The sequence below is a fragment of the Bradyrhizobium sp. 2TAF36 genome (genome assembly GCF_052114925.1).
In the GTDB taxonomy this organism is placed as follows: domain Bacteria; phylum Pseudomonadota; class Alphaproteobacteria; order Rhizobiales; family Xanthobacteraceae; genus Bradyrhizobium; species Bradyrhizobium barranii.
Window position 1 is genome coordinate 1 of the sequence record NZ_JBFRFR010000038.1, and the last position, 14,628, is coordinate 14,628.

Genomic DNA, 14,628 nt, shown 5'->3' on the forward strand with positions numbered 1-14,628 from the left:
CGACCTGAACCCGATCGAGCAGGTCTTTGCCAAGCTCAAGCATCTGCTCCGCAAAGCTGCCGCGCGAACCGTCGACGCGGTCTGCGCCGCAATCGGCCACGCACTCGATGCCTTCACCCCCGAGGAATGCGCCAATTACCTGAAAAATTAGGCTATCGAACTTAATGCCATCACGCTTTAATGCTTCCCCGGCCCCATATACCCGAACAAGAACCCCGCCACCTTCCGCATCTGGATCTCCTCACTCCCCTCCGTGATGCGATAGCGGCGGTGGTGGCGGTAGATGTGCTCGAACGGCTTGTGGCGTGAATAGCCCATGCCGCCGTGGACCTGCATGGCACGGTCGGCGGATTCGCAGCAGAGGCGGTTTGCCCAGTAGTTGCACATGGAGACGCGGTCGGAGAGCGTGCGCTCGATCTGCTCCTCATTGAGCTGGTCCATCTCCCAGGCTGTCTTGCGGATCAACAGGCGCAGCATCTCGGCTTGGGTCGCGAGCTCGACCAGCGGAAACTGGATCGCCTGGTTCTCGGCGAGCGCCTTGCCGAACGGCTTTCGCTCGCGCGCGTACTTCACACTCTCGTTGATGCAGTAGACGGCGGCGCCGAGCGAGCTTGCCGCCTGGCGGATGCGGTTCTGGTGGACAAAGCACTGCGCCAGCGACAGGCCGCGGCCGACTTCGCCGAACAGCGCATCCTCAGGCACGAACACGTCCGTAAAGCTGACGCGCGGATGGTCGGTCGGCATGTTGAAGGTCCACATGTACTCCTCGACCTTCACGCCATGGCTCTTGGCCGGCACCAGGAAGCAGGTGATGCCGCGGGCATCGCCGTCATTGCCCGAGGTGCGCGCGAACAGCGCGCAATGCGTGGCGACGTGCATGCCGGTCGTCCACATCTTCTCGCCGTTGATGATCCAGCCCTTGACGTTGTCGCGGGTCGCGGGCACCGCGCGCGTCTCCATGTGCGTCGCGTCCGAGCCGTGATGCGGCTCCGTCAATCCAAAGGTGATGCGGTACTTGCCCCTGATCGAGCCGTCGATCATCGCCTTCTGGTCGTCGCGGCCATAGCGATCGAGCATGGTGACAACGGGAAAATTGCCGACGATGGAGTGCTCGTTCTGAAGATCGTTGTGCAGGCCGAGACCCTTGGCGGCAAAGTGCTCGCGGATCACAGCCATCCAGAGGTTGGAGCCGTCCTTGCCGCCATATTGCTTCGGCACCGGAAAGCGCAGATGGCCGGCGGCGTCCGCGAGATCCTTGGCCTTGCGCAGCAGCGCTTCCCACTCATGGCGCGGCAGGCCGCCATTGTCGAAATCGGTGCGCGCCCATTCGCGGCGATGGTCGAAGAAGCGGATGTTGTCGTCGGCCTGTTCGAGCGGCTTGATCTCGCGTTCGATGAATCGATCGAGCTCTCCGAGATAGGCGACGAGATCGGCAGGCAATGAGAAATCCACGGCTCTCTCCCGGAGTAGTTTTGTCGTTTTGCGTTAAGGCGCTAACCGCGCTTTTGCTTCGCGCGATTAAGGTGAGAAGTGCGCGCGCAAGTCAAGCAAGGCAAGGCGTGTGACGGGCGCAAGGCGCGCCCGCGCAATTCGATGGTGTCGCGGCGCTGGCACGCGCTAGTATGACGCCAATATTCCTTCACGAGAAAATGCGGGAGCGCGCGATGGATCTGAAATTCTCAAAGGTGGAACGCAAGGGGCCGATCACGATCGTTACGCTGTCGCGGCCCGAGGTCTACAACGCGCTGCACACCGACGCGCATTTCGAGCTCCAGAAGGTGTTTGACGATTTCTCAGCCGATCCCGAGCAGTGGGTCGCGATCGTCACCGGCGCCGGCGACAAGGCGTTCTGCGCCGGCAACGATTTGAAGTGGCAGGCGGCGGGCGGAAAGCGCGGCTGGGACAAGGGCGGCTTTGCCGGCCTTACCTCGCGCTTCGATTGCGACAAGCCGATCATCGCCGCGGTCAACGGCGTCGCCATGGGCGGCGGCTTCGAGATCGCGCTCGCCTGCGACCTGATCATCGCCTCGGAGAATGCGACCTTCGCCCTGCCCGAGCCGCGCGTCGGCCTTGCCGCACTCGCCGGCGGCCTGCACCGGCTGCCGCGCCAGATCGGGCTCAAGCGTGCCATGGGCATGATCCTCACTGCGCGCCATGTCAGCGCCAAGGAGGGCCATGAGCTCGGCTTCGTCAACGAGGTGGTGCCGCAGGGTGAGGCCCTGTCGGGCGCACTGCGCTGGGCGGAGATGATCACCAAGAACTCGCCGATGTCGATCCGGGCGTCGAAGCAGACCATCCAGAAGGGCCTCGCCGTCTCGCTGGAGCAGGCGATCGAGGAGCAGCGGGAATATCCAGCGGTGAAGGCGATGGTGGCCTCGCAGGATTATATCGAGGGCCCGAAGGCATTCTCGGAGAAGCGGCCGCCGAAATGGGTGGGGAAGTAGAGCGCCGCTCTCCTCGTCACGACGACGGATGCCCCAACACCACAGGTGTCATGCCCCGGCTTGACCGGGGCATCCAGTACGCCGCGGCTTCAACGCATCTCATTGCCGTCTCTGGAATACTGGATCGCCCCCCCTGTGCGCAATTGCGCACTAGGCGGGCGATGACAGCGGAGAATATGGCACCGTCTACCCGCCTCGCCCCAGCTCCCGCTTGTATGAGGCATAGTTCGGCTGGTCGACCGCTAGCTTATCCATTGTGGTCTGCCAGAGATGCTCGGCGAGCCCCGGCGTTGCCAGATCAATCTCACCCTTGGCGATGCGATCGGCGAGCGCGCGGTTGAGATCGGCCACCGGGCCGTCCATGCCGAGCAGCGCGCGCAGCCGCTCCACCTCCTTCGCGTCGCTCCTCTCCTCCTGCGTCAGCTGCCGCGTCACGAGGTCGAGGATGTTGATGGCGACGCGCAGCTTGAAGGCCTGATGGCCGGAGATCAGCGGCGTGATGTCGTTGCCGAGGAAATCGGCGACCGCCTTGGTCAGCTCGGTCGGTGTCGGTTCGTCCTGCATGTGTCAGCTCCCGCGCGGCGCCAGCAGCCGCAACAGATCGATCTCGGTCTCGCTGGCGCGGCGGCCGATCATGGCGCGTTCCATCGAATGATCCGGCCCCTCGCGGAACCGCTGCATCATGCCGCCGCACATGATGCCCCAGCGCAGCGTGCCCATCACTTCCCAGAATTTGACGCGCGCAGGATCGCATTTGCGGCCCGCGGCCTCATAGCCGGCGAACAATTCCTCGCGTGTGCCAAAACCGCCCACCGGCTTGTCGATCTCACCAAAGCGCCAGGAGTTGACGCAGACCCAGCCGAGATCCTCCATGGGATCGCCGAGATGGGCGAGCTCCCAGTCGAGCACGGCGCGGACGCCGTCGGCGCCGATGATGAGATTGCCGTTGCGGAAATCGCCGTGCACCAGCGTGGTCTCGGCCGAGGGGCCGGGATCATGGTCGCGCAGCCAGCGCAGCGCCAGCTCGAACACGGGCTTTGGCCAGTTCAGGCTGCGATAGTCGCGCTCGAACTTGCCGATCTCCTGGGTCGCGGACCGGCTGCGCAGCTCGGGCAGCTTGTCCTGTGGCAGTTTGTGCAGGCCGGCGAGCACGCCGCCGATCTGCCGCGCGAGACGCGGCCGCGCCGCCGCGTACTCATCATCGCGAAGAATCTTACGGGCGATGGTCTCGCCCTCGACCCGCTGCATGATGAAGCCGGTGCCGAGATTTTCGTCGGGCGTCAACACATGCATCACGCGCGGCGACGGCACGCCCGCCTCATAGGCAAGCTGCATCAACTGGGCTTCGGCGGCGAGACCTGCCGCGCGCGTCGGCGCGGCGCCATAGCCCTTCGGCGAGCGGCGCAGGATCGCGCCGATCGGCCCATCGGGATGCTCGATGTCGAAGCGCCAGGTTTCCTGGCTGGCGCCGCCGGACAGTTTTGCCGCGCCGGTGACGCCAGTCGCCCCTTCGCACCAGCGCGCGACGCTGCGGGAGAGCTCGGCCTCGATCATTTGCCTTTGAACTGCGCCGGGCGCTTCTCCAGGAACGCGCCAACGCCTTCACGGAAATCGTCCGTGTCGCCGGCACGCAGCTGGCACTGGAATTCGAGATTGAGCTGATCCTCGAACGAATTTTCGGGGCTGTCCCAGTAGAGCTTGCGGATCAGCGACAGCGCGACCGTCGGGCCGCTGGCGAGATCGCGCGCGAGCTTCATCGCCTCCTCCATCAGCACGCCGTCGTCATAGACGCGGTTGACGAGGCCCCATTCCAGCGCCTTCTCGGCCGGCAGGCGCTCGCCCATCAGCGACAATTCGACCGAACGCGCCCGGCCGATCAGGCGCGGCAGCAGCCAGGTCGAGCCGCAATCCGGCACCAGGCCGATGCGGCGGAAGGCTTGAAGAAAGTAAGAGGACCGCGCGCACAAAATCATGTCGCCGAGCAGCGCGAAGCTCATGCCGGCGCCGGCGGCCGGGCCGTTGACGGCAGTGACGATCGGGCAATGCAGATTGCGGATGCGGCGCAGGAAGGGATGAAAGCCGGTCTCGAGCGTCAGGCCGGCCTTGGTCTTCTTCGACTGGTTGTTGCGCCCTTGCAGATTCGCGCCGGTGCAGAACGCCCGCCCCGCGCCAGTCAGCACCACGCAGCGCACCTCGCCCTTCTTCTCCTCGATCGCGTCGAGGGCATCGGAGAGGCCGCCCAGCATGTCCATGGAGACCGCGTTCATCACCTCCTGATGGTCGAGCCGGAGGATCGCGACCGAGCCATCGAAATCGAGCGTGACGTGTTTGAACTGCATGGTTTCCTCGTCAGTTGGTACTAGCGATGTTTCGCAGACCGGAATTAGTTTTGCCGGGGCGCATATTTGATTTTTGTCGCGGCCTTGTCCATGGTGGTCCGAACATACCTTGTCGTCGTATCGCACAATCTTGCGCGCACAGGCTGGCGCGCGCCCGTGCCAAAAACAGGAAACGCGCCATGAACCTTTTCGACCTCAGCGGCCGCGTCGCCGTGATCACCGGCGGAAATGGCGGTATCGGGCTCGGCATCGCGCAGGCGCTCGCCGGCCAGGGCTGCAACGTCTTGATCTGGGGCCGCAATCCTGACAAGAACAAGGCTGCTGCCGCGAGCATGACGGGCCTCTCCGGCAAGGTCGACACCCGCGTCTGCGACGTCACCGATCCGGCTTCGGTCAATGCCGCGATGAAGGCGACGCTCGACATTTTCGGCCGGGTCGACGGCTGCTTTGCCAATGCCGGTATCGGCGGCGGCGGCCGGCGCTCCTTCATCGAGCGCACCGAGGAAGAGTGGCGCACGATGTTTGCGACCAATCTGGACGGCGTGTTCCACGCTTTCCAGGCCGCCGCAAAACACATGACCGAGCGCGCCAATGCCGGCGATCCCTTCGGCCGGCTGGTCGCGACATCGAGCCTCGCCTCGATCTTCGGCACTGCGCGCAATGAGCACTATGCCGCGACCAAGGCCGCGATCAACGCGCTGGTGCGCGCGCTCGGCGTCGAGCTGGCGCGTCACGGCGTCACCGCGAACGCGATCCTGCCCGGCTGGATCAAGAGCGACATGACCGCGGGCATCATGGCCAACGAGAAGTTCGTCGCCAATGTGATGCCGCGCATTCCGATGCGGCGCTTCGGCGAGGCCAGCGATTTCGGCGGCATCGCGGTGTATCTGATGAGCAAGGCGTCGTCGTATCACACCGCGGATACGTTCGTGATCGACGGCGGCTATACGGCGTTTTGAATCTCGTAGCCCGGATGGAGCGAAGCGTAATCCGGGATTTTCAAAAACAAGCAAGACCCGGATTTCGCTGCGCTCCATCCGGGCTACAAACTCTGAGGGGAATGGGCAAATGTTCTCACACATCATGATCGGCACCAACGACCTGGACAAGGCCAAGGCGTTCTACGACCAGCTGCTCGGCACGCTCGAGGTGCGCCCGGCCAGGGTCGACGGCCATCGCATCTTCTACATCACCAAGACCGGCGTGTTCTCGGTGACGAAGCCGATCAACGGCGAGGCCGCCACGTGTGCGAATGGCAGCACCATCGGCTTTGCCGCCAACTCGCCTGAGCAGGTCGACAAGTGGCACGCCACCGGCGTCGCCGCCGGCGGAACGCCGATCGAGAATCCACCCGGCATCCGCGAGGGCGCAGGGAACAAGCTCTACATCGCTTATTTGCGCGACCTCGACGGCAACAAGATCTGCGCGATGCATCGGCTGCCGAACTGATTGCTCCAGGACGGTGTCATTCCCCGCCTTGTGCGCAATTGCGCACTGGAGCGGGGAATCCAGTACGCCGCGGCTTCTCCGTAAATCGCTGACGTCACGGAGTACTGGATCGCCCGGTCAAGCCGGGCGATGACAACAGTGAGTGCGGCCCGCACCTGCCTCCTCACGCCGTTCAAACAACATTTCAAACACTCTCGCGATATTCCATCGCATGGCATGGGTCGCCTGAAAAAATGCGCGCTCGCGCTTTGGCCGCGCTGCGACTATTCTGCGGCCCAACGCGATCTCAGTGACCCCGGGAGGAACAATGACAAAGCACGCCTACATACCCCGCACCACCAACTACACCCTCAATCCCGGCGACGAGCTCAACGATCTTCGCATGTCGGACCAGGTCCGGCCGCTCTACGATCACGTCAGGAAATTCATCCGCGACACCGTCGAGCCTATGTCGATCGAATTCGCCAAGGCCGGCGAAGGCAAGCAGGATCGCTGGAGCTTTACGCCGAAACAGCTCGAGGTGCTCGAGGTCGCCAAGAACAAGGCCAAGAAGGAAGGCCTCTGGAATTTCTTCCTGCCCGACGACGAGACCGGTCAGGGCCTGAAGAATCTCGACTACGCCTATATCGCCTCCGAGCTCGGCAAGAGCCCGCTGGCCTCCGAGACGATGAACTGCTCGGCGCCGGACACCGGCAACATGGAAGTGCTGGAGCGCGTCGGCACCAAGGAGCAGAAGGAGAAGTGGCTGAAGCCGCTGATGAACGGCGAGATCCGTTCGGCCTATGTCATGACCGAGCCGAACGTCGCCTCCTCCGACGCCAAGAACATTTCGACGACCGCAAAGCTCGTCGGCGACGAATGGGTCATCAACGGCGAGAAATATTACATCTCCGGCGTCGGCGATCCCCGCTGCAAGATCCTCATCGTGATGGTGAAGACCAATCCGGATGCGGCGCCGAGCAAGCAGCAGTCGCAGATCCTGGTGCCGCGCGACACGCCCGGCGTCGAGGTGCTCGGGCCCATGTACGTGTTCGGCCAGGACCACGCCCCGCGCGGCCACATGCACATGCGCTTCAACAACGTCCGCGTGCCCAAGGAGAACATGCTGCTCGGCGAAGGCCGCGGCTTCGAGATCTCGCAGCTCCGCCTCGGCCCGGGCCGCATCCATCACTGCATGCGCACCATCGGCAAGGCCGAGAAGGCGCTGGATCTGATGGTTCAGCGTGGCCTCACCCGCGAGGCCTTCGGCAAGAAGATCGCCCATCTCGGCGGCAACATGCAGATCATCGCGCAGGCGCGCTGCGAGATCGAGGCGATGCGGCTGATGGTGCTGAAGGCCGCCAAGGCGATGGACGTGCTCGGCAACAAGGAGGCCCGCGTCTGGGTGTCCATGGTCAAGGCCATGGTGCCGGAGCGCGCCTGCAAGATCATCGACCAGTCGATCCAGATGCACGGCGCCACCGGCATCTCGCACTGGACCCCGCTCGCGGAGATGTACCAGGACGTCCGCCATCTGCGCTTCGCCGACGGTCCGGACGAGGTGCACTGGATGGTGGTGGGACGCCACGAGTTGAGCATGGCGTAAAAGTCTCTGGCCTCTCCCCGCTCGGGAAGAGCCGTAGGGTGGGCAAAGGCGCGCTCTTCGCGCGCCGTGCCCACCATCGCGGCTTCGCAAGAAGTGGTGGGCACGCTTCGCTTTGCCCACCCTACGAGAGTTTCACTCCTACGGAGCCACCATGGAATACGCCGCCAGCGACCTGACGCCACGCGAGCGCTACAAGGTGCTGACGTCCTTCATCCTGCCACGGCCGATCGCGTGGGTGACCTCGGTCGGGCCGACCGGCGTCGTCAACGCCGCGCCGTTCAGCTTCTTCAACGCCTTCTGCGAAGATCCGCCGCTGTGCATGTTCGCGGCGAACCGGAAGCCCAACGGCCAGGACAAGGACACGTTTCTCAACATCCAGCGCACCGGCGAGTTCGTGGTCAACCTCGCCGACGAGCCGCTGGCGAAGGCCATGCACGAGAGCAGCGGAGATTTTCCCCCTGAAGTGGGCGAGCCTGACTATCTCGGGCTGAAGCTCGCACCGTCGGCGAAGATCGCCGTGCCGCGGCTCGCCGACACGCCCTGGGCGATGGAGTGCAAGCTCTGGAAGATGATCGACGTCAACGACGATCGCCGGCTGATCATGGGCGAAGGCATCCACTTCCATATCCGCGACGAGCTCTGGGACGACAAGGCGATGCGGGTGCACATGGACCGCTATCACCCGATCGGCCGCATGTTCGCCGACCGCTACTGCCGCACGGATGATCGCGTGGTGTTTCCGGCCGCGGAGGGGGCGAAGAGGAAGTAGGCCGCGCCATCGCGCTCCCTCGCCCCGTTCTTACGGGGAGAGGGCTGGGGTGAGGGGCTGCTTCCGAGAAAACAGTGTGAGTTGGACTCGCGGAGAGTCCCCCTCACCCGAATTCGATCTTCGATCGAATTCGACCTCTCCCCGCAAGCGGGGCGAGGTGAAGCGAGCACCGTTTACGTCGCCGCCGGCTCGCCGATCTTGTCCTGCGTCTTGGTGTCGAAATCGCCGGCGTCGTGCCGCTCGTGGAGCTGGCTGGCGGGATCGCCGGAGACGCGGTTGACCATGCGGCCGCGCTTGACGGCCGGGCGCTTGGCGATCTGATCGGTCCAGCGCTGCACGTGCTTGTAGTCCTGCACCGACAGGAATTCGCCGGCGCCATAGACCAGCCCCTTGGCGAGCGCGCCATACCAGGGCCACACCGCGATGTCGGCGATGGTGTACTCATTGCCCGCGAGGTACTCGTTGTCGGCGAGGCGCCGGTCGAGCACGTCGAGCTGGCGCTTGACCTCCATCGCAAAACGGTCGATGGCGTATTCGATCTTGGTCGGCGCGTAGGCGTAGAAGTGACCAAAACCGCCGCCGAGATATGGCGCGCTGCCCATCTGCCAGAACAGCCAGGACATCGCTTCGGTGCGACTCTTGATATCCTTCGGCAGGAAGGCGCCGAACTTCTCGGCGAGGTAGACCAGGATCGAGCCGGATTCGAACACCCGGATCGGCTCGGGACCGGAGCGGTCCACTAGCGCGGGAATTTTCGAGTTCGGGTTGATGTCGACAAAGCCGCTGCCGAACTGGTCGCCATTGCCGATCCTGATCAGCCAGGCGTCGTATTCGGCGCCCTTGTGGCCGAGCGCCAGCAGTTCCTCCAGCATCACCGTGACCTTCACGCCGTTCGGCGTCGCCAGCGAATAGAGCTGGAAGGGATGCTTGCCGACCGGCAGCTCCTTGTCGTGGGTCGCGCCGGCAATGGGGCGGTTGATGCTGGCGAACTGCCCGCCGTTCTCCTTGTTCCAGATCCAGACTTTGGGCGGTACGTAGGCGGGGGCGTCGGTCATGCGGGGGCTCCGGCGAAAAGATGCGCCTGCATTAATTAGCCCGCGAATGGCCGATGGCAAGGGCGCAGAAATGCATTGCCGGGCGGGGCAACTCTACGTTTCGTCATGGCAGGCCACTTCCCCGCCGTCGTTCCGGGCCCGCCGCTCTACGGCGCCCCGGAATGACGATCGGAGCGAGGCTCAGGACGCGGCCGCAGTCAGCCCCTGCTCGGCCCTCTCCAGCAAAAACCCCTCATATCCCTTCGCCGCGACCTCGTCGCAGATCCGGCGGTAGACGCCGACGCCGCCGATATAGGGCATGAAGATGCGCGGCTTGCCTGGAATATTGGCGCCCATGTACCAGGAATTGGCCTGCGGATAGAGCGTGCCGTGGGCGACCTCGTTGACATGGGCGACCCACTTGTCCTCGGCCTCCCCGCTTGCCTCCATGGTGGCAACACCCTGCCTGCGCATGTGAACGAGGCAATCGGCGATCCAGTCGACATGCTGCTCGATCGAGACGATCATGTTCGAGAGCACCGACGGGCTGCCGGGGCCGGTGATGATGAAGAGGTTCGGAAAGCCCGCGCTCATCAGCCCGAGATAGGTCTTCGGGCCTTCCGCCCACTTCTCGTTCAGCGTCCGTCCGCCCGGGCCACTGATGTCGATCTTCGCGACCGAGCCAGTCATGGCATCGAACCCCGTCGCCATCACCAGCGCATCGACCTCGTGGTCCTTGCCTGCGACACGCACGGCATTCGCGGTGACCTCCTCGATTGGATTGGTCTTGATGTCGACCAGCGAGACGTTCGGCCGGTTGAAGGTCGCGAAATAATCCGTATCGATGCAGATGCGCTTGGTGCCGATCGGATGGCTGTTCGGCTGCAACAGCTTCGCGGTTTCGGGGTCCTTCACGATCTCGGCGATCTTGCCGCGCACGAAGTTCGCCGCGGTATCGTTCGCGGATCGCTCGAGGCCGAGGTTGTTGTAGACATACATGAAGGTGAGCCCGCCGCGCTCCCAGCGCGCCGAATATTTGCCATTCCTGGTATCATCGCTGTCGTCGAGTGCGCCGCGATCGGGTTGCTCGGCGAAAATGCCGTTGCGTGCGACTTCGCGGGCGAAACGGCGGATCTCCGGATAGGTCTTGCGGAAGTTGTCGCGTTCTTCGTCGGTCAGCGCGGCGTTGCGCGCGGGAATCGAAAAATTCGCCGTGCGCTGAAACACGGTGAGATGTCTTGCTTGTTCGGCGATGACGGGCGTCGATTGGATGCCAGACGATCCCGTCCCGATCAAGCCGACGCGCAAGCCCGTGAAGTCGACGTCTTCATGCGGCCAACTGCCGGTGTGGTAGACCGGTCCCTTGAAGCTCTCAAGGCCCTTGATGTCAGGCTTGCGCGCGTTCGAGAGGCAGCCGGTCGCGAGCACGATGAACTGCGCCTCGACCGTCTGGCCGTCCGACGTCGTCACCGACCAGCACTTCGTGCGCGCGTCGAACGCCGCGCGCGCGACGCGGGTGTCGAACTGGATGTCACGGCGAAGATCAAAACGGTCGGCAACGTGGTTGGCGTAGTTCAGGATCTCCGGCTGCGGCGCGTAGCGCTCGCTCCAGTCCCACTCCTGCTGAAGCTCTTCCGAGAACGAGTAGGAATACTGCATGCTCTCGACATCGCAGCGCGCGCCGGGATAGCGATTCCAGTACCAGGTGCCGCCGACGCCACCGCCCTGCTCATAGACGCGCGCCGAGAAGCCAAGACCGCGCAGGCGGTGCRGCATGTACATGCCGGCAAAGCCCGCGCCGACGACGACCACGTCGTAAGCTTTCAAGGCTTGGGCCTTCACGGTTCGGGCCGGGCTCGCTTGCGCTTGCGACATCGGTTGGCGCTCCCTCGCTGTTTTCTCTTTGTTTGAGCCAGCATTCTCACAGACCCACAAAAGCGCAAGAGGCAAATCGGCGGGCTCCGGTCTGTTTATTTTGTGCAGCGGAATGGCTCATCCGCCGCGTGGCGTCTGCACGCAAGATGCGCGGCCAAATCCGGCTTGGCATCGCGGGTGACGATGAGCTAGCGTCGAAGCGCCTTCGCTCAAGCAAAGCAACAACAGCAACGCGACGGCTGCCGGGAGAGAGCCATGAAATCGCCGATCTGCGACATGCTGGGCATCGAGTTCCCGCTGCTCGCCTTCAGCCATTGCCGCGACGTCGTTGCCGCCGTCAGCCGTGCCGGCGGCTTTGGCGTGTTGGGTGCCACCGTGCACACGCCCGACACGCTCGAGCGCGAGCTGAAATGGATCGACGAGCATGTCGACGGCAAGCCCTACGGCATCGACGTTCTGATCCCCGAAAACATCTCGACCGCAGGCGAGAAGGACGTCACCTGGAAGAGCCTGGAGGCGCGCGTGCCGCAGGAGCACCGCGCCTACACGCGCGACCTCCTGAAGAAATACGACATCGAGCTGACGACAAGTGATGTGGCCGACAACCGGCCGCAACCGTTCGACGCGAAGACCGCACTTCAGCTGCTCGAGGTCTCCTTCAACCATCCGATCCGATTGATCGCCAACGCGCTGGGCGTGCCGCCGAAGGCGATGATCGAGATGGGCAGGAAGCACGGCGTGCCGGTTGCCGCCCTCGTCGGCGCCAAGGAGCATGCGTTGCGCCAGGTCGCGGCCGGGGTCGACATTCTCGTGGTGCAGGGCACCGAGGCCGGCGGCCATTGCGGCGAGGTCTCCACCCTGGTGCTGGTGCCGGAGGTGATCAAGGCGATCAAGAACATCCGCGACGTGCCGGTGCTCGCGGCCGGCGGCATCATGACGGGACGGCAGATGGCCGCCTGCATGGCGATGGGCGCGGCCGGCGCCTGGACCGGTTCCGTGTGGCTCGCCACCGTCGAGGCCGAGACCACGGAGATCTTCCGCGAGAAGATGATCGCGGCGTCCTCGCGCGACGCGATCCGTTCGAAGGGGCGCACCGGCAAGCCGGCACGCCAGCTCCGCTCGGTCTGGACCGATGCCTGGGACCGCGCGCCGGAAAGCCCCGGCGCGCTGCCGATGCCGCTGCAAAGCGTCATCAGCCGCGACGCCTTCAACGCGATCGATCGCGCGGCGGCGAGCGGCAACGCCAAGGCGCGCGACCTCGTCAGCTATTTCGTCGGCCAGGGCGTCGGCCTGATCGACAGCGTGAAGTCGGCGGGCGCGGTGGTGCAGGAGTTCAAGGAAGAATTTGCCGAGGCCGTCGAGCACATGAATGCGCTGGTGGCGGAGTAATTGCCTGTGGCCGGAAATAGAGTCCGTGGCTCATCCTTCGAGGCTCACCAAGCGCCGCTCGGCTCGCACCTCAGGATGACGCTTCCTCCGTAGCCGTCACCCTGAGGTGGCCGCTTCTTCAGCGGCCCTCGAAGGGCGACGGCGTGCCGAAGACCCAGAAAGTGAACCAAGAAGAAATGACCAAGACCTCTATCCCGGAAGACCTCATCCCCGTCATCGTCGGCGTCGGCGAGATCATCGACCGACCCAAGGAGATTACCGACGGCCTCGAGCCGTTGGATCTGCTCGAACAGGCGCTACGGCAGGCCGAGCAGGACGCCGGCGCAAAACTGCTTGGCGAGGTGCAGTCGCTCGACGTCGTCAACTTCCTGAGCTGGCGCTATCGCGATCCGGAGAAGCTTTTGGCGCAGCGGCTCGGCATTGCGCCGGCGCATTGCTATTACGGCCCGGTCGGCGGCGAGAGCCCGGTCCGCTACATCCACGAGGCGGCAAAACGCATCGCGCGTGGCGAGTGCACGGTGGCGGCAGTCTGCGGCGCGGAGGCGCAGTCGACCGCGACCAAGGCGGAGCGCGCCGGGGTCAAGCTACCCTGGACGCCGTTCGCCCATGACGTCGAGGAGCCCAAGCGTGGGGCGGCATTCCAGAAGCCGCTGGCGGTGAAGCTCGGTGTGTTCCGTCCCGTCACCGTTTATCCATTCTATGAGTCCGCCTCCTCCGCCCATTGGGGCCAGACGCCGCGCGAAGCCATGGCAGAGTCCGGCACGCTGTGGTCGCGCTACTCCGAGGCCGCGGCCGGAAATCCCAACGCCTGGCTGAAGCGGCGCTATGCGCCGGACGAGATCACGACGCCGACGGCGGACAACCGGCTGATCGCCTGGCCCTACAACAAGCTCATGGTCGCCAACCCCAGCGTCAACATGGGCGGCGCGCTGCTGCTCACCAGCCTCGCCAGGGCGCGCGCGGCCGGCATCGCGGAGGACAAGCTGGTCTATCCGCTCGGCGGCGCCTCGGCCGAAGAGCCGCGCGATTACCTCCTGCGCGATCAGTTCCATGAAAGCCATCCGCAGAATGCGGTGCTGAAGGCGGCGATGGATCTCGCCGGCGGCGACGGCAAAAAATTCGACGCGATCGAGCTCTATAGCTGCTTCCCCTGCGTGCCCAAGATGGCGCGGCGGACGCTGGGCCTCGGCGCCGACGTTCAGCCGACCGTGACCGGTGGCCTCACCTTCTTCGGTGCGCCGCTCAACACCTACATGACGCATGCGGCCTGCGCGATGGTGCGGCGTGTGCGTGATGGCGCCAAGCTCGGGCTGCTCTACGGCCAGGGCGGCTTCGTCACCAAGCACCACGCATTGGTGGTGTCGAAGACGCCACGTGAGGCGCTGGCGCAGGAGACCAGCGTGCAAGGCGAGGCCGACCGCAACAAGCGCGCGGTGCCCGAGTTCGTCACGGAGGTCTCAGGCAAGGGCAAGGTCGAGAGTTTCACGGTGCTCTATGGCCGCGGCGGCGAGGTCGAACACGGCGTGGTGATGCTGCGGACGGAAGATGATCGACGTACGCTGGGGCGCATCGCGGCCAGCGATACGGCGACTCTGGCGCACTTGCTGAACATGGATCGCACGCCGGTGGGTTCGCTCGGCGAGATCGCGATGGCCGCGGATGACGTGCCGGAGTGGCGGGTGACGTAGCTTTCGTAGAGTGGGCAAAGGCGCTCTTGCGCCGTGCCCACCATTCTTCTTCCAAT

General features: G+C 64.6%; 13 protein-coding genes and 1 pseudogene. 8 read left to right on the forward strand and 6 right to left on the reverse strand.

From position 1 onward, the window contains the following. Positions 1-151 (forward strand): annotated as a pseudogene (locus AB4Z51_RS22190) (IS630 family transposase); the annotation flags it as partial. 26 nt (positions 152-177) lie between these two features. On the opposite strand, the gene AB4Z51_RS22195 reads toward AB4Z51_RS22190, so the two are convergent. Continuing rightward, positions 178-1,452, reverse strand: coding sequence for an acyl-CoA dehydrogenase family protein (locus tag AB4Z51_RS22195; protein WP_085403928.1), 1,275 nt, complete (start codon positions 1,450-1,452; stop codon positions 178-180). Positions 1,453-1,664: 212 nt separating this feature from the next. Between AB4Z51_RS22195 and AB4Z51_RS22200 the strand changes: the two genes are divergently transcribed. Continuing rightward, positions 1,665-2,444: an enoyl-CoA hydratase-related protein gene (locus tag AB4Z51_RS22200; protein ID WP_085403929.1), complete on the forward strand. Its 780-nt coding sequence runs from the start codon at positions 1,665-1,667 to the stop codon at positions 2,442-2,444. A gap of 186 nt (positions 2,445-2,630) precedes the next feature. Here the strand turns inward: AB4Z51_RS22200 and AB4Z51_RS22205 are convergent, their stop codons facing one another. From AB4Z51_RS22205 to AB4Z51_RS22215, 3 genes are read right to left on the reverse strand one after another with little or no spacing between them, the layout of a single operon-like run. Then, complete coding sequence (locus AB4Z51_RS22205; RefSeq protein WP_085403930.1) at positions 2,631-3,008, reverse strand: DUF6285 domain-containing protein; 378 nt, start codon at positions 3,006-3,008, stop codon at positions 2,631-2,633. Between the two features lie 3 nt (positions 3,009-3,011). Then, positions 3,012-3,998: a phosphotransferase family protein gene (locus AB4Z51_RS22210; RefSeq protein ID WP_441497968.1), complete on the reverse strand. Its 987-nt coding sequence runs from the start codon at positions 3,996-3,998 to the stop codon at positions 3,012-3,014. After that, positions 3,995-4,783: an enoyl-CoA hydratase/isomerase gene (locus AB4Z51_RS22215; RefSeq protein ID WP_028146899.1), complete on the reverse strand. Its 789-nt coding sequence runs from the start codon at positions 4,781-4,783 to the stop codon at positions 3,995-3,997. Before AB4Z51_RS22215 ends, AB4Z51_RS22210 begins: the two co-directional genes overlap by 4 nt. A 179-nt stretch (positions 4,784-4,962) precedes the next feature. On the opposite strand from AB4Z51_RS22215, the gene AB4Z51_RS22220 reads away from it, so the two are divergent. The 4 genes from AB4Z51_RS22220 (at position 4,963) to AB4Z51_RS22235 (ending at position 8,586) form a co-directional block, all read left to right on the forward strand. Then, positions 4,963-5,742, forward strand: a complete 780-nt coding sequence (locus AB4Z51_RS22220; protein ID WP_085403932.1) for an SDR family NAD(P)-dependent oxidoreductase — start codon at positions 4,963-4,965, stop codon at positions 5,740-5,742. Between the two features lie 109 nt (positions 5,743-5,851). Next, positions 5,852-6,232: a VOC family protein gene (locus AB4Z51_RS22225; protein WP_028146897.1), complete on the forward strand. Its 381-nt coding sequence runs from the start codon at positions 5,852-5,854 to the stop codon at positions 6,230-6,232. Between the two features lie 307 nt (positions 6,233-6,539). Continuing rightward, on the forward strand, positions 6,540-7,817 hold the full coding sequence (locus AB4Z51_RS22230) for an acyl-CoA dehydrogenase family protein (protein ID WP_014496881.1): 1,278 nt from the start codon (positions 6,540-6,542) through the stop codon (positions 7,815-7,817). A gap of 151 nt (positions 7,818-7,968) precedes the next feature. Then, positions 7,969-8,586 carry a flavin reductase family protein gene (locus AB4Z51_RS22235; RefSeq protein WP_085403933.1) on the forward strand — a complete coding sequence of 206 codons (618 nt, stop codon included), beginning with the start codon at positions 7,969-7,971 and terminating at the stop codon, positions 8,584-8,586. Positions 8,587-8,759: 173 nt separating this feature from the next. Here the strand turns inward: AB4Z51_RS22235 and yghU are convergent, their stop codons facing one another. Together yghU and AB4Z51_RS22245 are read right to left on the reverse strand one after the other, a co-directional pair. After that, complete coding sequence (yghU, locus tag AB4Z51_RS22240) at positions 8,760-9,641, reverse strand: glutathione-dependent disulfide-bond oxidoreductase (RefSeq protein ID WP_085403934.1); 882 nt, start codon at positions 9,639-9,641, stop codon at positions 8,760-8,762. Between the two features lie 180 nt (positions 9,642-9,821). Next, positions 9,822-11,495: a flavin-containing monooxygenase gene (locus tag AB4Z51_RS22245; protein WP_441497969.1), complete on the reverse strand. Its 1,674-nt coding sequence runs from the start codon at positions 11,493-11,495 to the stop codon at positions 9,822-9,824. A 255-nt stretch (positions 11,496-11,750) separates the two neighbouring features. Here AB4Z51_RS22245 and AB4Z51_RS22250 point away from each other — a divergent pair, with 255 nt between their 5' ends. After that, positions 11,751-12,884: a nitronate monooxygenase gene (locus AB4Z51_RS22250; RefSeq protein WP_441497970.1), complete on the forward strand. Its 1,134-nt coding sequence runs from the start codon at positions 11,751-11,753 to the stop codon at positions 12,882-12,884. Positions 12,885-13,060: 176 nt separating this feature from the next. Next, complete coding sequence (locus AB4Z51_RS22255; RefSeq protein WP_441497971.1) at positions 13,061-14,572, forward strand: acetyl-CoA acetyltransferase; 1,512 nt, start codon at positions 13,061-13,063, stop codon at positions 14,570-14,572. Positions 14,573-14,628: the final 56 nt, after the last annotated feature.